17 protein-coding genes are annotated in these 18933 nt (G+C 66.6%); 5 read left to right on the forward strand and 12 right to left on the reverse strand.

The window, feature by feature from the left end; all coding sequences use genetic code 11:
• Positions 1-30: 30 nt before the first annotated feature.
• The 4 genes from ArtHe_RS06685 to ArtHe_RS06700 form a co-directional block, all read right to left on the reverse strand.
• Positions 31-1155 carry a DegV family protein gene (locus ArtHe_RS06685; protein ID WP_248319288.1) on the reverse strand — a complete coding sequence of 375 codons (1125 nt, stop codon included), beginning with the start codon at positions 1153-1155 and terminating at the stop codon, positions 31-33.
• An 11-nt stretch (positions 1156-1166) separates the two neighbouring features.
• Positions 1167-3665: a leucine--tRNA ligase gene (gene leuS / locus ArtHe_RS06690; RefSeq protein ID WP_282568716.1), complete on the reverse strand. Its 2499-nt coding sequence runs from the start codon at positions 3663-3665 to the stop codon at positions 1167-1169.
• A 323-nt stretch (positions 3666-3988) separates the two neighbouring features.
• Positions 3989-5515: a glycerol kinase GlpK gene (gene glpK, locus ArtHe_RS06695; RefSeq protein ID WP_248319289.1), complete on the reverse strand. Its 1527-nt coding sequence runs from the start codon at positions 5513-5515 to the stop codon at positions 3989-3991.
• Between the two features lie 46 nt (positions 5516-5561).
• The gene (locus tag ArtHe_RS06700; protein ID WP_248319702.1) at positions 5562-6305 is read right to left on the reverse strand and encodes an MIP/aquaporin family protein; all 744 of its coding nucleotides are present in this window, start codon (positions 6303-6305) and stop codon (positions 5562-5564) included.
• Between the two features lie 263 nt (positions 6306-6568).
• Between ArtHe_RS06700 and ArtHe_RS06705 the strand changes: the two genes are divergently transcribed.
• From ArtHe_RS06705 to ArtHe_RS06715, 3 genes are read left to right on the forward strand one after another with little or no spacing between them, the layout of a single operon-like run.
• Entirely contained in the window at positions 6569-7405 is an 837-nt protein-coding gene (locus ArtHe_RS06705; protein ID WP_248319291.1) for an aldo/keto reductase, read from the forward strand.
• Positions 7406-8332: an alpha/beta hydrolase gene (locus ArtHe_RS06710; RefSeq protein ID WP_248319292.1), complete on the forward strand. Its 927-nt coding sequence runs from the start codon at positions 7406-7408 to the stop codon at positions 8330-8332.
• Positions 8329-9426: a glycosyltransferase family 1 protein gene (locus ArtHe_RS06715; protein ID WP_248319294.1), complete on the forward strand. Its 1098-nt coding sequence runs from the start codon at positions 8329-8331 to the stop codon at positions 9424-9426. The genes ArtHe_RS06710 and ArtHe_RS06715 overlap by 4 nt, the downstream gene beginning before the upstream one ends.
• 32 nt (positions 9427-9458) lie before the next feature.
• Here the strand turns inward: ArtHe_RS06715 and ArtHe_RS06720 are convergent, their stop codons facing one another.
• Positions 9459-10472 carry an NADP-dependent oxidoreductase gene (locus ArtHe_RS06720; RefSeq protein WP_248319295.1) on the reverse strand — a complete coding sequence of 338 codons (1014 nt, stop codon included), beginning with the start codon at positions 10470-10472 and terminating at the stop codon, positions 9459-9461.
• A gap of 74 nt (positions 10473-10546) precedes the next feature.
• Here ArtHe_RS06720 and ccmA point away from each other — a divergent pair, with 74 nt between their 5' ends.
• Together ccmA and ArtHe_RS06730 are read left to right on the forward strand one after the other, a co-directional pair.
• On the forward strand, positions 10547-11263 hold the full coding sequence (gene ccmA / locus ArtHe_RS06725) for a heme ABC exporter ATP-binding protein CcmA (protein WP_248319296.1): 717 nt from the start codon (positions 10547-10549) through the stop codon (positions 11261-11263).
• Positions 11260-11994 (forward strand): ABC transporter permease, encoded by a 735-nt coding sequence (locus tag ArtHe_RS06730; protein WP_248319297.1) that lies wholly within the window; start codon positions 11260-11262, stop codon positions 11992-11994. The genes ccmA and ArtHe_RS06730 overlap by 4 nt, the downstream gene beginning before the upstream one ends.
• 29 nt (positions 11995-12023) lie before the next feature.
• Here the strand turns inward: ArtHe_RS06730 and ArtHe_RS06735 are convergent, their stop codons facing one another.
• From ArtHe_RS06735 to mihF, 7 genes are all read right to left on the reverse strand, one after another.
• Positions 12024-12545 (reverse strand): DinB family protein, encoded by a 522-nt coding sequence (locus ArtHe_RS06735; RefSeq protein WP_248319299.1) that lies wholly within the window; start codon positions 12543-12545, stop codon positions 12024-12026.
• Positions 12546-12568: 23 nt separating this feature from the next.
• Positions 12569-14854: a primosomal protein N' gene (locus ArtHe_RS06740; RefSeq protein ID WP_248319300.1), complete on the reverse strand. Its 2286-nt coding sequence runs from the start codon at positions 14852-14854 to the stop codon at positions 12569-12571.
• A gap of 5 nt (positions 14855-14859) precedes the next feature.
• Complete coding sequence (metK, locus tag ArtHe_RS06745) at positions 14860-16086, reverse strand: methionine adenosyltransferase (RefSeq protein WP_248319304.1); 1227 nt, start codon at positions 16084-16086, stop codon at positions 14860-14862.
• A gap of 106 nt (positions 16087-16192) precedes the next feature.
• Positions 16193-17527: a bifunctional phosphopantothenoylcysteine decarboxylase/phosphopantothenate synthase gene (locus ArtHe_RS06750; RefSeq protein ID WP_248319305.1), complete on the reverse strand. Its 1335-nt coding sequence runs from the start codon at positions 17525-17527 to the stop codon at positions 16193-16195.
• A 37-nt stretch (positions 17528-17564) separates the two neighbouring features.
• A complete protein-coding gene (gene rpoZ, locus ArtHe_RS06755; RefSeq protein WP_066297574.1) occupies positions 17565-17825 on the reverse strand; it encodes a DNA-directed RNA polymerase subunit omega in 261 nt (86 codons plus the stop codon).
• Positions 17826-17879: 54 nt separating this feature from the next.
• The gene (gene gmk, locus ArtHe_RS06760; RefSeq protein ID WP_066297571.1) at positions 17880-18449 is read right to left on the reverse strand and encodes a guanylate kinase; all 570 of its coding nucleotides are present in this window, start codon (positions 18447-18449) and stop codon (positions 17880-17882) included.
• Positions 18450-18508: 59 nt separating this feature from the next.
• The gene (gene mihF / locus ArtHe_RS06765) at positions 18509-18826 is read right to left on the reverse strand and encodes an integration host factor, actinobacterial type (RefSeq protein ID WP_066297568.1); all 318 of its coding nucleotides are present in this window, start codon (positions 18824-18826) and stop codon (positions 18509-18511) included.
• Positions 18827-18933 lie beyond the last annotated feature (107 nt).

An 18933-nucleotide genomic window follows, 5' to 3' on the forward strand; every position in this document is an offset into this window, starting at 1 on the left:
TTTCCGGTGATTGCCGGAAGTTGTGGAGGGTCAGTCGATGTCCGTGTCCCGGTGCGGGTCCTGCACCGGGATTGGGCCGCTGGCCGGAGCGGGGGCCTCTGCCTGCCCGGCAGTAGCCGGCCGCTGGCTGCGGGACAGTGCGGGATGCCGCTGGCTGGCATCCTTAGTTTCTGCCGGTCCGGGGCCTGCACAAACGCTGGCACGCAGGCCTGCCTCAGCCTCGCCGGGAAACACCGCCGTCGAAATAGCCACCGCCAGCACACCGAGACCGGCGTGCGCCGCCAGCACCGCCGGCAGTGGACACAGCAGGACCTCCGCCCCGGGGCGTTCACGGATCACCGCAGACGCCAGACGCTCGGCCTCCGCTTCGTTGCCGAAATGGTGGACAGCCACCCGTACAGGTCCCGTTCTGGCAGCGAGCTCCGCACGGCAGAGCTCCTCCAGCCGGGCCAGGGCTTTGGGTGCGGTGCGGACGCGCTCAATCGGAACCACGAGGCCGTCGCGGATAGCCAGGATCGGTTTTACCGCAAGCAGCGTTCCGAACCATCCGGCCGCCGCGCCGATCCGCCCGCCGCGGCGGAGCTGCTCGAGGCTGGGGACGTAAAAGAGGATGTCCGCTGCTGCGGCACAGGACGCGGCTGCTGACGCCACGGTCTCAGCGTCCGCGCCTTCCGCGGCGGCTTCCGCAGCTGCCTCGACCGCAAATCCCAGTCCCATGGCCACGGACGCGGTGTCGACTATGCGGACCGGAATTTCCGCGGTCCGCGCCGCCAGCCTGGCAGAGTCCACGGTGCCGGACAGCTTCCCGGACAGGTGGACAGAAACCACGGCGGCATAACCGGCAGCAGCGAGTTCGGCGTACACCGCCTCGAACTGGCCCGGCGCCGGCCGGGACGTGCGGACGTCCTGTCCCTGGGCGAGGGCCAGTGCCAGGGCACCGATCATTTTGTCGGTGCCCTCACCGTAGATCTGGTCGCCGATCATCACCGGCATGGAAACGACCCGGACCAGGGCGGCTACGCGCTCCGACCGGGCCCAGCCGCTGGGCAGGGAGCAGGATGAATCGGTGACGACGGCGACACGCGGCGGCGGCACGGAGCCAGACCCGGTTGCCCGGGACTTGAACCACCGTCCGCGCAGCGCCGTCCAGTCCATGAAGCCCAGTCCTAGGCCGGCACGATGTTCACGAGCTTGGGGGCCTTGACGATCACCGTGCGGATCCCGGCGCCGTCGAGGACCTTGATGATCTGCTCCGAGGAGAGCGCCCGCTCGCGCAGCGCATCCTCGGTGATGTCTGCCGGCACCTCGAGCCGGTCGCGGACCTTGCCCTTGACCTGGACGATGGCAGTCACCGTGTCCTGGACCAGCAGGGCCGGGTCTACTGCCGGCCAGCCGGCGTTCGCCACGGAAGCCGGGTGGCCCAGCGCGTTCCAGAGGTCTTCAGCCGTGTACGGCGCGAAGAGACTCAGGATAACGGCAACGGCTTCGGCAGCTTCGCGGACGGCGGGGTCGGCTGCGCCGGCGCCGGAATCGATGGTCTTGCGGGTGGCATTGACCAGTTCCATCAACTTGGCGATGACCACGTTGAACTTGCCGGCATCCAGCAGATCGGCGGCGTCGGCGACCGTGCGGTGGGTGACCGCGCGGAGCTTTCTGTCGCCGGCGGAGACGTCCGCGCCGGGTTCGCTGGTGATGTCCTGGCCCAGTCGCCAGGCGCGCGCCAGGAACTTGGCGGAGCCCGACGGCGAGACATCCGCCCAGTCGACGTCGTCCTCGGGCGGGGAGGCGAAGATCATGGTGAGGCGGACGGCGTCGACACCGTATTTGTCCAGCTGCTGGCCCAGGTCCACACCGTTGCCCAGCGACTTGGACATGGCCTTGCCGCCGTTGAGCACCTGGCCCTGGTTCAGCAGGGCGGAGAACGGCTCGTCGGCTTCGATCAGGCCCATGTCCTTGACGACCTTGGTGAAGAAGCGGGAGTAGAGCAGGTGCAGGATGGCGTGCTCCACGCCGCCCACGTACTGCCCCACCGGCATCCAGTTGCGCACGGCTTCGGGATCGAAAGGACCCTCGGTGTAGTGCGGGGAAACAAAGCGCATGAAGTACCAGGAGGAGTCCACGAACGTGTCCATGGTGTCCGTGTCCCGCTTGGCCGGGCCGCTGCAGGACGGGCAGTCCACATTGACCCATTCCTCGACCGAGGCCAGCGGCGAGGTGCCCTTGGGCGCCAGCGCCTCACCCTTCAGGTTGTCCGGCAGGGTCACCGGCAGCTGGTCATCGGGAACCGGAACCTCGCCGCACTTTTCGCAGTGGATGATCGGGATAGGGGTTCCCCAGAAGCGCTGCCGGGAGAGCAGCCAGTCACGCAGGCGGAAGTTAACGAATTTCTCGCCGGTGCCCTTCTCCTCCAGCACGCGGATGGCAGCGGGAATGGCTTCGGCCTTCGGCAGCCCGTTCAGGCTGCCGGAGTTCACCAGCGTTCCCTCGCCGGTGGTTGCGGTGCCGGAAACGGCGGGATCCTCTTCACCGGTGTCGAGCACGGCGCGCACGGGCAGGTTGAAGGCCTTCGCGAAGTCCAGGTCGCGCTGGTCGTGGGCCGGAACAGCCATGATGGCGCCGGTGCCGTAGTCGGCCAGCACATAGTCGGCGGCCCAGACCGGCAGCTTTTCACCGTTGAGCGGGTTGACCGCGTAACGGCCGGTAAAGACACCGGTCTTGGTGCGGTCGGTGGCCTGGCGTTCGATGTCGGAGAGTGCCTTGACCTGCTCGCGGTACTCCAGCAGGGCCGCACGGTGGTCTTCGGTCACCAGGTCCAGTGCCAGCGGGGCGTCGGCCGCGACGACGAAGAAGGTCGCTCCGAAGAGGGTGTCCGGACGGGTGGTGAAGACGGTGACCTGCTCTTCGGGCTTGCCGTCGGCGGCTTCGATATTGAAGCGGACGTGGGCGCCTTCGGAGCGGCCGATCCAGTTCTTCTGCATGGCCAGGACGCGCTCCGGCCAGTGGCCCTTGAGCTGTTCCATGTCGTCCAGGAGCCGGTCGGCGTAGTCGGTGATCTTGAAGTACCACTGGTTCAGCGACTTCTTGGTGACCTGGGTGCCGCAGCGTTCACAGGCGCCGTTGACGACCTGCTCGTTGGCCAGCACGGTCTGGTCCTTGGGGCACCAGTTGACCGGGGAGTTTTTCCGGTAGGCCAGTCCACGCTCGTAGAAGCGGGTGAACAGCCACTGCGTCCACCGGTAGTAGCCGGGATCGGAGGTGTGCAGGCGCCGGGACCAGTCCACGCTGATCGCATAACGCTTGAAGGACTCTGCCTGGGTGTCAATGTTGCGGTAGGTCCACTCGCTGGGATGGGCGTTGTGCTTGATGGCCGCGTTTTCAGCGGGCAGGCCAAAGGAGTCCCAGCCGATCGGGTGCAGCACATCGTAGCCGAGCTGGCGCCAGTAGCGGGCGACAACGTCGCCCATGGCAAATGCTTCAGCGTGGCCCATGTGCAGGTCGCCGGACGGGTAGGGGAACATATCCAGGACGTAGCGGCGTTCACGCGAACCGTCGTCGGCCGGGGTGAAAACGCCTAGGTCGTCCCAGACAGCCGGCCACTTCTGCTCCATGGCCGAGAAACTGTATACGGCCTCTTCCGACTGGTCAGTCTGTGACTGCGTGCTCACTATGCTTCGCCTCTGTCCTCAATGAATCCTGGTGATCCGCGGTTTCCGGCGTGCCGCCGTCTCCGCCTGCGCTGTTGACTCTTCCCAGACACACAAAAGCCCCTCGTCAAATGCAAGGGGCTGCCGCGTTCTACACAAACGCGGCTATGTAAGGAGGAGCAAAGCGGTCATTTATCCACTTTACAACAGGGAAGGCCCGACGGCGGCAGCGGACCGGGGTGTGCCGCGGACCCGCCTGCCGGGCTTCCCCCGGACACAGGTAATGCCGTTTCCCGGAGGAAAACGGCATTACCTGTGTCCGGCACAGGAGGACTCCAGCCGGGCTACTTTACGTCTTCGTCCACCCAGTCGAAGGTGCGGGTGACGGCCTTGTTCCACAGCCGCATCTGGCGGTCGCGCTCCGCCGGGTCCATCTGCGGAGTCCAGCGCTTGTCTTCCTTCCAGTTGGAGGCGAGTTCCGCAGTGTCATTCCAGAAGCCGACGGCGAGGCCCGCGGCGTACGCGGCTCCGAGGGCCGTTGTTTCCACGACCTCGGGGCGGACAACGTCCACGCCCAGGATGTCCGCCTGGAACTGCATCAGCGCATCGTTGGCCACCATACCGCCGTCGACCCTCAGTTCGGTGAGCGGAACACCGGAGTCGGCGTTGACGGCGTCGAGCACTTCCCGGGTCTGGAAGGCTGTGGCTTCCAGCGCGGCCCGGGCAATGTGGTTCTTGTTCACGAACCGGGTGAGGCCAACGATTACCCCGCGGGCATCCGCGCGCCAGTGCGGCGCGAAGAGGCCGGAGAACGCCGGAACGATGTACACGCCGCCGTTGTCCTCCACTGACTGGGCCAGCTTCTCGATTTCCGGGGCGCTCTTGATGATGCCGAGGTTGTCCCGCAGCCACTGGACCAGTGACCCGGTGACGGCGATGGAACCTTCGAGTGCATAGACCTGGGGCCTGTCCCCGATTTTGTAGGCCACCGTGGTGAGCAGGCCGTTCTGGGACATCACCTTCTCTTCGCCGGTGTTGAAGATCAGGAAGTTACCGGTCCCGTAGGTGTTCTTTGCGTCCCCGATTCCGAAGGCTGCCTGCCCGAAGGTGGCGGCCTGCTGGTCGCCGAGGATCCCGGCCACCGGGACCTCCCGCAGCAGCTGGGAACCGTGCACCGTTCCGTACACTTCGGACGAGGAACGGATCTCGGGGAGCATCGACTTGGGAACGGTGAAGGCCTCAAGGATCGAGTCGTCCCACTGCAGCGTGTCCAGGTCCATAAACATGGTCCGTGAGGCGTTGCTGACGTCGGTGATATGGACCCCGCCTTCAACCCCGCCGGTGAGGTTCCAGACCACCCAGGAGTCCGTGTTCCCGAACATCAGTTCGCCTTTTTCGGCCTTTTCCCTGGCACCATCGACGTTGTCGAGGATCCATTTGATCTTGGTGCCGGAGAAGTAGGTTGCCAGCGGCAGGCCCACCTTGGCCTTGAACCGGTCCATCCCCCCGTCCTTGGCCAGTGCGTCCACGATCGGCTGGGTCCGGGTGTCCTGCCAGACGATGGCGTTGTAGACGGGTTTGCCGGTGTAGCGGTCCCAGACCACCGCGGTTTCGCGCTGGTTGGTGATACCGACGGCGGCGATGTCGTGCCGGGTGAGGTTGGCCTTGGAGAGCGCGGTTCCGACGACTTCGCGGACGTTGGTCCAGATTTCTTCGGGGTTGTGCTCCACCCAGCCGGCGCGGGGAAAGATCTGCTCATGTTCTTTTTGTCCGGAGGACACGATGCTGCCGGCGTGGTCGAAGACAATCGCCCGGCTGCTCGTTGTTCCCTGATCGATCGCAATGACGTACTGCTGCTTGCTGTCTGACACTTGGTCTCTCCTTCGAGGTGAGTAGATCGTGCGGCCCGGGGATCGGTTAGAGGATATCCGGCAGCGGGATGAACGAGCCGATCCAGCCGCCGAGTGCTCCGCCGATCAGGGGCCCGAGGACGGGCACCCAGGCGTAGGACCAGTCACTGTTTCCCTTGTTGCGGATGGGCAGCAGGGCGTGAACGATCCGGGGGCCCAGGTCACGGGCCGGGTTGATGGCGTACCCGGTCGGACCGCCGAGCGACGCACCGATGCCGACAACCAGCAGCGCTACCGCCAAGGGGCCCAGCCCGGTGACCGAACCGGCGAACGCCACGATCACGAACATCAGCATGAACGTACCGATGATCTCGGTGACGAGGTTCCAGCCGTAGGACCGGATGGCAGGCCCGGTGGAGAACACACCAAGGATGTTGGCCGGGTCCGGCTCATCATCGAACTGTTTCTTGTAGGCCAGCCAGGCCACGAAGGCTCCGATCATGGCACCGAGCAGCTGCCCCGCGAAGTAGGTCAGCGTGGAGCCGATGTCCACGGGGACTCCCGGGACGAACTCCTCGGCGCCGCTGGTGATGATGCCTACCGTCACGGCGGGATTAATGTGGGCGCCCGAAATGGCTGCCAGGTAGACGCCGGCGAACACACCGAGGCCCCACCCCCAGTTCACCATCAGGAAGCCGCCGCCGTTGCCCTTGGTTTTCGCCAGGGCCACGTTTGCGACGACGCCGCAGCCCAGGACGATCAGCGCTGCGGTACCCAGCATTTCGCTGACGAATACCTGTCCTAGAGTCACCATCGACTCCCTCCGATCCATAGTTTGATGTTTTTATTGAGCGGTTCTCATGGATTGATCGTGTTCTGAGAGCGGGATAGAGCTGGTGAAGCGCAGTCGGGGGCCTTCCAGCTCGGCGCACTGTAGGCCCTATGCAATCAAGCTTTTACCTCCAGCGCCATGAAAACTTTAAAACTGCAGGTCAGCAGCCCACAATAGCTGCGCCCGGAGAGCTCCTCGACCCCCGATACAACCCCCGCGCCCGATCTCGGTAGAGTTTGAGCATGCAACGGGCACCGAAACTGACCTTGAACAACGGCGTGGAGATGGACCAGGCCGGATTCGGCACGTACAAGGTCCCGCCGGAGGAAACCGCGGCGCTGGTTACGTCCGCCCTGGCCGCCGGTTACCGGCACATCGACACTGCTGCCCTGTACGGCAATGAGGAAGGCGTCGGCGCGGCGGTCCGGAACTTCACCGACGCCGGGCATGTGGTCCGGGAAGACCTGTTCGTCACCTCCAAGCTGTGGAACTCGGACCAGGGTTACGACGCCGCCTTCCGGGCTTTTGATGCCTCGCTGGACCGGCTGGGATTCGATTATCTGGACCTGTACCTGATCCATTGGCCCTGCCCCGGGCGTGGGCTCTTCGTGGAAACGTACCGGGCGCTGGAAGAAATTTATGCCTCCGGCCGGGCCCGCGCCATTGGCGTCTCCAACTTCACCCAGGAGCACCTGGAAGAACTGGCCGCGGCGACCGGGATTGTGCCCGCGGTGAACCAGGTGGAGCTTCACCCGTGGCTGGCGCAGCGCGGACTGCGCGGCTTCCATGAGGCCCACGGCATCCGCACTGTTGCCTGGAGCCCGCTGGGCCGGGGCGCTGTCCTGGCCGACCCGGTCATCAAGGAGATGTCCGCCGAGCTGGGCCGGACTCCGGCCCAGGTGGTCCTGCGCTGGCATGTCCAGGCTGGGAACACCGTGATTCCGAAAGCCAGCAGCGAGGACCGGATCACCGGGAACCTCGATGTGTTCTCCTTTGAGCTCGACGACGCCCAGATGGCCGCCCTCGACGCACTGGACCGTGGCCAGCGCACCGGCTCCGACCCCCGCGAGGTGAACTAAATGCGGCTGCTGCGCCGGCCCGGGACAGCCGGAACGGGAGCTCCCGGACCGTTCACCCGCGAAGCTGATGTCCGCACCTACCGGGTCCAGGGAACTTCGCAGCGGTGCTGGGACTTCCCGGCTTCCGGCGCGGCTCCGGACGCACCGCCGGTTTTTATGGTCCACGGTTTCCGCGGCGACCACCACGGGCTGCTTCGCATTGTGGAAGCCCTGCCGAACCACCGCGTCATCGTCCCGGACCTGCCCGGCTTCGGCCAGGGTTCCGTCCTGCCGGGCAGCCACAACGCAACCGCCTACGCGGATTTTGTCCTTGCCGGTTTCCGCGCACTCGGACTCGGTTCCGATACTGTCCTCCTGGGCCATTCCTTCGGCTCGATCATCGCGGCACGCACTGCGGCGGAGTCCCCGGAACTGATCAGCGAGCTCGTCCTCGTCAATCCCATCTGCGAACCGGCGCTGGAGGGGCCGAAGGGCATCACCAGCAAAGCAGCCGAACTGTACTACCGGGCTGCGGCGAAGCTGCCGGAGGCTGCCGGGCACGCTCTGCTGGCTAATCCCCTGATCGTCCGGGGTATGAGCATCATGATGGCGAAGACCTCCGATCCGGGGCTGCGCCGCTGGATCCATGCCCAGCACGATGCCTACTTCAGCGCCTTCGCCTCCCGCGCCGTCGTACTGGAAGCCTTCCGCTCCTCGATTTCCGAGACCGTGCGGGATTCCGCCGCCGATCTTCGGATGCCGGTCCTGCTGATCGCTGCGGACCGGGATGATCTGGGGTCGGTTCCCGCGCAGCGCCGGCTCGCCGCCATGATCCCGGACGCTGAGCTGGAAATCATCGAGGGCTGCGGGCATCTGGTGCACTATGAAGCCCCGGATGTGGCGGCCGCCCTGATCGCTGATTTCCTGGACCGGAGGCACCGGGCATGAAGATTCTGTTTGATGCCCGGTTCACGCGCACCGACCAGCACGACGGGATCAGCCGGTACGGTGCCAGCCTGATCGAGGCCGTGTCCCGGCACGCGCAGGTGCAGATGCTGATCAGTGACGAGAGGCAGCTGGCCCTGCTTCCGGACGTACCCTGGGTCAAGGTCAACTCCCCGCTCTCCCCCGCGGAGCTTTTCGTCGCCCGGAGACTCAGCCGGCTCGACGCCGACGCGGTGGTCTGTCCCATGCAGACCATGGGCAGCTGGGGGCGGAACTATCCGCTGATCCTCACCCTGCATGACCTGATTTACTACCAGAACCCGACGCCGCCGGGTTTCCTCCCGCTGCCGGTGCGCCTGCTGTGGCGGCTCTACCACCTGGCCTACTGGCCGCAGCGGGTGCTCCTGAACCGGGCCGACGTCGTCGCCACCATCAGCCACACCACAGCAGACCTGATCAAACGGCACCGCCTGACCCGCCGCCCGGTGCGGCTGGTGTCCAACGCGCCCCAGCCCGGAACCGTGCCGCGTGAGGCCGGTTCCGCACCCGACCGGACCCTGCTCTACATGGGTTCCTTTATGCCGTACAAGAACGTCGAGACGATCGTGCGGGGGATGTCGCATCTGCCGGGGTACACCCTTCACCTGCTCAGCAGGATCAGCCCGGACCGGCGGGCGGAGCTGGAAGCGCTCACCGCGGATCCGTCCCGGCTGGTCTTCCACAACGGAGTAACCGACGCGGAGTACGATGCCCTGCTGCGCCGCGCCACCGCGCTGGTCACGCTGTCCAAGGCGGAGGGCTACGGGCTGCCCGTGATTGAGTCCATGGCTGCGGGCACACCCGTGATCGCCAGTGACATCCCGATTTTCCGGGAGGTTTCCGGCGGCGCGGCGATGCTCGTGGATCCGGACCGCCCGGAAGCCTTCGCTGCGGCCGTGGAAACCCTCTCGGACGCCGGCTGCTGGCAGGAGGCCGCCGCTGCCGGGCTTCGCCGGGCCGGCGACTACGACTGGGATGCGTCAGCCAAGCAGCTGGTAGACGCGGCGGCGGAGGCCTCCCGCCTGTTCGCGGCGAGGAAGCGCCGAACGGCCCGCTGAGGCGGGCCGTTCGCTGAACCGGGTGGTGCGGGCTAGTCCAGCCGCACCACCATTTTGCCCTTGTTGGCGCCCTTCATCAGGTCGATGAAGGCCTGGGGTGCGTTTTCCAGCCCGTCCACGAAGGTCTCGTCGTAGCTGACGCTGCCCTCGCGCAGCCAGCCGGCCATGAGCCCGGCGAACTCGTCCGCATACTGGTTGTAGCTGCTCGCGATGAACCCGCGAAGTGTGAGCTCCTTGCCGATGGCAAGTGCGAGGTTGCGCGGTCCGGTGGGCTTTTCGGTGGTGTTGTACTGCGAAATCGCGCCGCACATGGCGATCCGTCCGTACTTGTTCAGGACCGAAATCGCGGCTTCGAGATGGTCTCCGCCCACGTTGTCAAAGTAGACGTCGATTCCCTGTTCGCCGGCGGCCGCCTGAAGCTGATCCTTGACCGGGGCGTCGTGGTAGTTGAACGCGGCGTCAAAGCCCAGTTCACGCAGCCTCTCCACCTTGTCCGCGGAGCCGGCGCTGCCGATGACGCGGCTGGCGCCCAGGGCCTTGGCGATCTGGCCCACCAGGGATCCGACGGCTCCGGCAGCGCCGGAGACGAAGACGGCGTCGCCTTCCTTGAATTCGGCCACCTTGGTCAGGCCGGCGTAGGCGGTCAGTCCGGTCAGTCCGAGGGCGCCCAGGTAGGCGCTGGCCGGTGCGAGGCTGGTGTCGATGCTGCGGGCCCGGGCACCGTCCAGGACGGCATAGTCCCGCCAGCCGAGGCCGTGCAGCACGGTATCTCCGGGTTTGTGGTCCGGTGAGCGGGACTCCACGACTTCGCCCACCGCACCGCCGTCGAGCGGCTGATCAAGCTGGAAGGGCGGCACATAGGACTTGACGTCGTTCATCCGGCCCCGCATGTAGGGGTCAACGGACATGGCCGTGTTCCGGACCAGGACCTGGCCGTCCTGCAGTGCTGGAACGGGGACCTCGGTCAGCCGGAAGTTTCCGTCAACGGGCCATCCGTCGGGACGGGAGGCCAGGTGGATTTCGCGGCTTGTCTGGGGGTAGGACATCGATCTCCTTCGTGGGGCGCCTTCTGTCGACGGCGCCCGGGTATTTCATAAGCACCCTGTCTATCCTGAGTGCCATGGAAAGACTACCAGCGGTTTCCGTGCAGGACCTGGCGGTGCGCCGCGGCGGGCGGGAGGTGTTCAGCGGATTGTCGCTGGAGGTTCCCCGCGGCCAGGTGGTTGGGCTGATGGGGCCGAGCGGCAGCGGCAAAACAACGCTCCTGCGCTCCGTGGCGGGCACCCAGAAAACCGGCGGAGGAACGGTCACCGTGCTGGGCCAGCCCGCCGGCTCACCCCAGCTGCGGGGCAGGATCGGCTATATGACCCAGTCCCCCAGTGTGTACGAGGACCTCACGGCGACGGAGAACCTGATGTACTTCGCCCGGCTGCTGGGACGCGGGCGGGACGCGGCGGAGCAGGCCATCCGTGAGGTAAATCTCGGCCTCGAGGCGCACCGGCTGGTATCCGGGCTCAGCGGCGGCCAGCGCAGCCGGGTGTCCCTGGCCGCAGCGCTGGTTGGCGCGCCGGACCTGCTGGTCCTGGATGAGCCGACGGTCGGGCTCGATCCGCTGCTGCGCCAGGAGCTGTGGCGGTTGTTCGCGCAGCTCGCCGAGCGCGGCATCAGCGTACTGGTCAGCAGCCACGTGATGGATGAGGCCAGCCGCTGCGGGCGCCTGCTGCTGCTGCACAACGGGCAGCTGCTGGCTGACCTCACGCCCGCTGAGCTGCTGGAACAAACCGGAGCGCATGACGCTGACCGGGCGTTCCTGGTCCTCCTGGGTGGTGCCCGGTGAAGCCGCGGCTGGCCGCGGCCACCGCCGTCCGTGTCCTCCGGCAGGTCCGGCACGATCCCCGCACGATTGTGCTGCTCCTGGTCATGCCCAGCCTGCTGATCGGCCTGATGTCCTGGATCTTCGTTGATACTCCGGTGTTTGGCCAAGTGGGGCCGGCACTGCTGGGTCTCTTCCCGTTTGTGGTGATGTTCCTCGTCACCAGCATCACAACCCTGCGCGAGCGGCGTTCTGGCACGCTGGAGCGGCTAATGACGCTCCCGGTGGGCAAGTTCGACCTGATCGCCGGTTATGCCATCGCGTTCGGGCTGCTGGGCACGGTCCAGTCGCTGATCGCTGCCGGCTTTTCCGTCTGGGTCTGCGGCCTGGAAGTCAGTTCCTCACCGTGGCTGCTCGTCCTGGTAGCGGTCATGAATGCCCTCCTGGGGACCACCCTGGGCCTGTTCGCCAGCGCTTTTGCCGCCACCGAGTTCCAGGTCATCCAATTCATGCCGGCCATTGTGTTTCCGCAGATCCTGCTCGGCGGGATTTTCATTCCCCGCGACCAGATGCCCGACGTGCTGGCGGTAATCTCCGACTGGCTTCCGCTCTCGCACACAATATCAGCGCTCCAGGACGTCTCCACCGAAACGGATGCTGCGCCCGATGTCCTGCGGGAAGTCGGGATCCTGGCGGCATTCACCGTGGCGTTCCTGGTGCTGGGTTCGGTGACCCTGCGCCGCCGGACCCCCTAGCCTGCGGCCGGAGCCCTCAGCCCGCATCCTTACCGGGGACGGACGTCCCAGAGGTGGTGGAGCGCGTCGTGAAGGAAGTAGCGGGCCAGTGAATCCACGGTGAAGGCGCTGCCGTCCGAACGCAGACCGCGCCGGGCCAGCTGGCCGGGTGCGACGGCGGCGAAGGCTGCCGCCGTCGCCTCAGCTTCGGCAGCGAGTTCGGCCGCGACCACCGCCGGATCCTGTTCTCCGTACCGTTCGGCCACCGCGGTGGCATCCTGGTCCCAGTCAGCAAAGCCGGCGCCGTCGGTCTCCAGCATCAGGTTCAGCCGCATCCGGTAGACACGGCACAGGTCGCGGACATGGGCCGCGTATTCCAGCGGCGACCAGGTCGCGTCATCGGGACGCTGCACGGCGTCCGCGCCGGCGAGGACTTCCTGCCACGCGTCCGCACTGTCCCGGAGCAGGCCCGGAACGTCATCGAAAGCGGTGGCAGCGGCGTCGAACCCGCATTCGGGGCACGGCTTGTCCAGGACCCAGGTCCAGTTTTTGGTATCAGGGGTTATGACCATCTGCACACTGTAATGGAAAACCGTTACAGGACGCCGGTTCCGTCCACCCGGACATACACGGGATCCCCGGTGCGGCGGGCTGAAAGCGCGGCCTTTGCTGCCCGCATGGCCGCAGTGACCGCAGGCGCGTCACCGTACGGGAAAAAGCACAGGGTCCGCCAGCGGCCGGTGCCGTTCAGGGTGCCGGGATCCTCCCCGCGGGACGACGGCGGTTCCTCCACCGGCGCGGGGCCGACGATCCGGGCGCGTTCCGGCAGGTCAAGCCGGGACACAAATCCCTCCAAGCCCTCCCGTGAACCGGTCAGCTCCGCATACCGGACGGCGGGCGGAAGCCCGAGCTCGCGGCGCAGGGCAAGTTCACGTTCTGCGGCGCCCGCCGGGTCCCAGCGCAGCAGGTGGCCCACCGTGGCCGTATCATCAGCTGTCACCACCACCACTCCCCCGTCCCTTGCAGGGCGCACCAGGGCCGCTGCGGTCAACCAGCGGCGCAGGGTATCTTCCTGCGCGTGCAGGGACTGCCGCGAAAGCATCGCGGTACCGTCCAGCAGCAGCGCGGCAGCGTAGCCCGACGGCGCGACCGGTTCGGCTCCGGGCGTCGCCACCACCAGTGCCGGGGTGTCCGGAACCTCGGGCCGGATGTGATCCCCGGCCGAGGAAACCACTGTCACTGATGGGAACGCGCGGCCCAGCTCCTCCGCTGTCCGTCCCGCCCCGGCGGTGGAGGCACGCAGCCGGAAACTGCCGCAGGACGGGCAGTGCCAGCGTGGTTCGGGCCGGGCGCACCAGCGGCAGGAAGGCAGGGCGTTGCGGCCTGCCTGGGCCATCGGGCCCCGGCATTGGCGGCACCTGGCCGGCTCGCGGCAGTCCTGGCAGGACAGCGCGGGTGAAAAACCGGTCCGCGCTACCTGCACCAGCACCGGCCCCCGCTTCAGCCCATCTTGGGCAGCCTTCCACGCTGCATGCGGAATCCGGGCGCGGGCTGCCAGCGGGTCACGCTCCATATTGAAGGTGTCGGCGGTGCTCATAACGCGCGGCGTCGATTCGCGGACCAGCGTTCGTTCGGCGTTGAGGGGCGCGGCCCAGCCGGATTCCACCAGACGCTGTGCCTCGGTGCTGCGGGTGTGGGATGCCACGAGCATCCCTGCGCCGGCCATTTCTGCCCGCAGCAGCAGGACGTCGCGGGCATGCTGATAGGGTGCCCGCTGCTCGGCATGCAGGTCATCACCGTCATCCCAGATGCAGACCAGGCCAAGATTCGCCACGGGCGCGTATGCTGCAGAACGCGTTCCCACGGCCACGGTGGCATCACCGTGAAGCAGCTGCAGGAAGCTGCGGTAGCGCGGGGTTGGTCCGTCTTCCGCAGTCAGGCGCACGGCCGTGCCCTCCGGCAGGCGGTCCTCCAGCGCTGCCATTACCCGGGCCAGGTCCTTCTGGTCCGGGACCACCACGACGGCGCCGCGGCCTGAGCGCACGGCCGCTTCGACGGCGGCGGCTATTTCGGCCGGCCAGGCATCGGGTCCGTAGCCGCGGAGGGAGGACAGGACGGCACGGGGACTGTGCCCGGCAGCCAGATGGCCCAGGAACCGGGGGCCGTGCGGGTAACGCCGGAAGGGGGTGGGTTTTTCGGCTTCGCTGGGCTTGCCGGGATTGCCGGACTTGCCGGGGTTGCTTGGTCCGCCGGAGTCAGCCGGCGCGGAGTCCGCTGCCGCCGGTACATCCGGGGCATCCGGTGTTTCGGCTGTTTCCGGCGCATTCCGTGCGTCAGGTGCCTCCAGTGTATCCGGCGCGTTCGGTGCGTCCGGTGTGCCCGGAGCATCCGGCACGTCCGCTGATTCCGGTGTTCCCCGTCCGGCGAACTCCTTTTCCACCCGAGCCACCCGCGGCGGGACGGCGACCCGGAGCACGTCGTGCACGGAACCGGCATATCGGGCAGCGACTGCCTCGGCCAGCAGCAGGACCTCCGGGCTCAGGACCGGAACCGGCGACACAATCTTCCCGAGGGCGATCAGCCGTGCGGTGGTATCTGTGGATTCCAGCCGGTCGGTGAGAAATCCCGCCAGCTCCTGGCCGCCGAACCGGACCTTGACCCGGACGCCGGGGCGGGCAGCGGCGTCGTACTCCGCCGGAACCAGGTAGTCGAAGGCCCGGTCCAGGTGCGGCAGCGGCGAGTCCAGCAGGACCCGCGCAATGGGCAGGTGAGGGGCCGGCTGTGCCTTGCCCACCGGAGCCGCGGGAGGCGTGAAGCCGTGGAGCAGCGAAAGCTGCACGGCCTCGCCGTCCCGGGCGTTTCCTTCCGGCCGCTGTCCCATGGGAGTCAGGCGCTGAAGTAGCTGCGCAGGTCCTCGACCTTGTCGAGACGCTCCCAGGTAAAGCCTTCCTCTTCACGGCCAAAGTGGCCGTGGGCTGCGGTCTTCTGGTAGATGGGGCGCTTCAGGTCCAGGGCGTTGATGATGCCCAGCGGACGCAGGTCGAAGACCTCATTGATGGCCGCCGCGATCCGCATCGGATCCACGGTTTCGGTCCCGAAGGTCTCCACGTAGATGCCAACCGGACGGGCCATGCCGATGGCGTAGGCGATCTGGATTTCCGCGCGGCGCGCCAGGCCGGCGGCAACCACGTTCTTGGCAACCCAGCGCATGGCGTAGGCAGCGGACCGGTCCACCTTGCTCGGATCCTTGCCGCTGAACGCGCCGCCGCCGTGCCGGGAGAAGCCGCCGTAGGTGTCAACGATGATCTTGCGTCCGGTGAGGCCTGCGTCCCCCACGGGACCGCCGATCACGAACGGGCCGCCCGGGTTGATGATGTGCCGGACGTTGGAGGTGTCCAGCTCAGTGCCCGCGAGGACGGGGTTAACGACCAGGGAGATCATGTCCTGGTGCAGTTGTTCCTGATCGAGGTCCGCTGCGTGCTGGGTGGAAACCACCACGGAGTCCACGGAGACCGGCCTGTCTCCGTCGTAGCCGATGGTGACCTGGGTCTTGCCGTCCGGGCGCAGGTAGTCCAGTGTCCCGTCCTTGCGGACCTGCGTCAGCCGTTCGGAGAGCCGGTGCGCCAGCCAGATCGGGGTGGGCATCAGCACGTTGGTCTCGTCGCTGGCGAATCCGAACATAATGCCCTGGTCACCGGCGCCCTGTGCATCGAGGGGATCAACGGCGCTGCCGGCGCGGTTCTCGACTGAGTTGAAGACCCGTGACGCGATTTCCGGGGACTGCTGGCCAATTGAGACGGAGACACCGCAGCGGGCGCCGTCGAAGCCGTTGGCGGAGGAGTCGTAGCCGATCTCAAGGATGGTGTCGCGGACCAGCTGCGGGATCTCCACGTAGCCCTCGGTGGTGACCTCGCCGGCGACGTGGACCAGCCCGGTGGTCACCAGGGTTTCCACGGCGACGCGGGACTCGGGATCGGCCTTGAGCAGGCCGTCGAGGATGGCGTCACTGATCTGGTCACAGATTTTGTCCGGATGGCCTTCGGTCACGGACTCGGAGGTGAACAGCCGCAGGGAGCGCGGATCGGCGGGGGCAGGCGTATTGCTGGAAGTCACGGGTTTACTCTACTTCGTTCCGGGGACAGTCCCTGTCCGGGGACCTGCCGTGCCGCGCGCCAGCTGAGCTAAGCAACACAAGGACACAGCAGCGTCATTTGGCTTCTTATTGCTTAATGGAGGGCTCTGCCGCGTCGAGGTGGTCGGCTATCCGCTCCATGAGGCGGCGGGCGACGTCGGCTTTGCTGCCGGAAATTGCCTCCGGCTCAGAGCCGGGACCATCCTGCGGCGAGAGGATGCGGACTTCGGTGTTGTCCTGGCCAAACACCAGGGAGCGGCCCACCTGGTTCAGCACCAGCAGGTCGCAGCCCTTCCGTTCCAGCTTGCGGCGGCCGTATTCCAGGACGGAGGCGGATCCGTCCCCGGTTTCGGCGGCAAACCCGACAATAACGAAAGGACGCGCGGAAGCTCCGGTGCCCGCTTCGGCCCGGTGCAGCACGGCCTCGCGCAGGATATCCGGGTTGCGGACCAGGGTGATAACGGGGTCCGTGCCGTCGTCGCGCTTCTTGATTTTGGTTTCGGCGTTCTCACCCGGCCGGAAATCAGCCACCGCGGCGGACATCACCAGGACGTCGGTCCCGGCGGCGGCCTGGTGGACGGCATCGCGCAGTTCCAGGGCGGTTTCCACCTGGACCAGTTCGACGCCGGCGGGTACCGGAACCTCCATGTGGGCGGCGATGAAGCGCACCCGGGCGCCGGCAGCGAGGGCGGCTTCGGCGATCGCGGCGCCCTGTTTGCCTGACGAACGGTTGCCCAGGAAACGCACCGGATCCAGCGGTTCGCGGGTGCCGCCGGCTGTGACCGTCACGGTCCTGCCGGCGAGCCGGCCGCTGTTCGTTGAAGTGTCCTGGACCGTGTTTTCAGCGGCGGACTTGTCGGCGTCAGTTGCCTTAGCGTCAGCTACCTCACCGTCAGTTGCTCCGGCGGCGGCGAGGGCTGCAGCGAAGATGTCCTCAGGGTCAGGCAGGCGGCCCGGACCGGAGTCCTTACCGGTGAGCCGCCCCGAGGCCGGCTCCATCACGATGGCGCCGCGTGAACGCAGTGTTGCCACGTTGGCCCGGGTGGCCGGATGGTTCCACATTTCCGTGTGCATGGCAGGGGCGAAGAAGACAGGTCCCCGCGCCATCAGCAGCGTGTTCGTCAGCAGATCGGAGGCCAGGCCGGCGGCCGCCTTCGCGAGGAGGTCCGCGGTGGCCGGGGCCACCACGATCAGGTCTGCTTCATGCCCCAGCCGGACGTGGTTGACGGTGTCAACGGCGTCAAACACCGAGGTGCTGACCGGGTGGCCGGAAAGCGCTTCCCAGGTGGCTATGCCAACGAACCTGGTGGAGGCTTCCGTGGGGATGACCTGGACGCTGTGTCCGGCCTCCGTGAACAGGCGCAGCAGCGATGCCGACTTGTAGGCGGCGATGCCGCCGCCTACCCCCAGGACAATGCGCACGCCTGCCCTACCTCCCCTGCAGCGGTTCTGCCGTTAGTTACTCGGCGGTTTCGTTGGCGCGGCAGACCAGCATGCCGTCGTTGATCTCGCGCAGGGCGATGGACAGCGGCTTTTCGTTGAGCTTGGTTTCCACCAGCGGGCCAACGTACTCGAAGAGGCCTTCGTGCAGCTGGGAGTAGTACGCGTTGATCTGGCGGGCACGCTTGGCACCGTAGATGACCAGGGCGTACTTCGAGTCGGCGGCCGTCAGCAGGTCGTCGATCGGCGGGTTGATAATGCCTTCAGGCTGGGTAGACAAAAGATCTCCAAAGTATTCGTGCGGGTCAGTAGGTTGCGCCTGCGCCAGAGCAGATCAGCGTGGGCGGGGACTGATCCCCATGAGTGATACGAGCTCTGCTGCGGCCCGCTGGACGTCATCGTTGATGACAGTGTGATTGAACTCGGACTCGGCAGCAAGTTCCAGTTTAGCGGTTTCCAGCCGTTGCTGCTGCTCTTCGGGTGTTTCGGTGCCGCGGCCGACCAGACGGCGGACCATTTCATCCCACGACGGCGGGGCCAGGAACACAAAATTCGCCTCCGGCATGGACTCCTTGACCTGGCGCGCACCCTGCAGGTCGATTTCCAGCAGCACCGAGCGTCCGTCCGCCATGGCGGCTTCCACCGTGCGCCGCAGCGTACCGTAGCGGTTTCGCCCGTGGACCACGGCCCATTCGAGCATCTGCCCCTCGGCAACCAGCTCGTCAAATTCCTCGGCGGTGACGAAGAAGTAGTGCACACCGTTTTCCTCACCCGGACGCGGAGCGCGGGTGGTAGCGGAAACGGAAAGCCAGACCTCGGGATAGTTGTCCCGGATATAGGTGGACACAGTGCCTTTGCCAACGGCGGTGGGACCTGCCAGAACTGTCAGCCGCGGTTGCGACACGTAGACCTCACTTGTTTAGGGTTGGTCCGACGCCGCCGCCCGCGGGAAGCGGAACAGCTTTAGTCGGACTCCAATAATTCGATCAGCGCCTTGCGCTGGTGGACGCCGAGCCCCCGCACGCGGCGGGTTGGGGCAATACCCACGGTAGCCATTATTCCAGCTGCGCGGCGCTCCCCCACACCAGGCAGTGCGCGCAGCAGATCAACCACCTTCAGCCGGCCCACCGCTTCCTCGCCGGAACGCGACACGATGACCTCTTCGACGGAGAGTTCGCCCGACTTGATTTTGGACTTGATGTCGGCCCGCACGGTGCGCGCGGCTGTGGCTTTCTCCCGCGCCCTGGTGCGCTCTTCTTCAGTCAGTGGTTTGAGGTTCAATTGACTCTCCCGGGCGAAGACGAACCGCTTAGGCACGGGGTGCCGCCAGCGGTCTTTCGGTTACTTGAGCTAGTGTCCGAACCTATCCGCAAGGGTCCCGCTTTGCA

It is taken from the genome of Arthrobacter sp. Helios (genome assembly GCF_023167125.1).
GTDB lineage: Bacteria > Actinomycetota > Actinomycetes > Actinomycetales > Micrococcaceae > Arthrobacter_B > Arthrobacter_B luteolus.

Excerpts from the sequence above, each read along its gene's own strand:
- ArtHe_RS06685 (WP_248319288.1), bottom strand. The coding sequence starts at position 1,155 with ATGGACTGGACGGCGCTGCGCGGACGGTGGTTCAAGTCCCGGGCAACC.
- ArtHe_RS06705 (WP_248319291.1), top strand. The coding sequence starts at position 6,569 with ATGCAACGGGCACCGAAACTGACCTTGAACAACGGCGTGGAGATGGAC.
- ArtHe_RS06710 (WP_248319292.1), top strand. The coding sequence starts at position 7,406 with ATGCGGCTGCTGCGCCGGCCCGGGACAGCCGGAACGGGAGCTCCCGGA.
- ArtHe_RS06715 (WP_248319294.1), top strand. The coding sequence starts at position 8,329 with ATGAAGATTCTGTTTGATGCCCGGTTCACGCGCACCGACCAGCACGAC.
- ArtHe_RS06720 (WP_248319295.1), bottom strand. The coding sequence starts at position 10,472 with ATGTCCTACCCCCAGACAAGCCGCGAAATCCACCTGGCCTCCCGTCCC.
- ccmA (WP_248319296.1), top strand. The coding sequence starts at position 10,547 with ATGGAAAGACTACCAGCGGTTTCCGTGCAGGACCTGGCGGTGCGCCGC.
- ArtHe_RS06735 (WP_248319299.1), bottom strand. The coding sequence starts at position 12,545 with ATGGTCATAACCCCTGATACCAAAAACTGGACCTGGGTCCTGGACAAG.
- ArtHe_RS06740 (WP_248319300.1), bottom strand. The coding sequence starts at position 14,854 with ATGGGACAGCGGCCGGAAGGAAACGCCCGGGACGGCGAGGCCGTGCAG.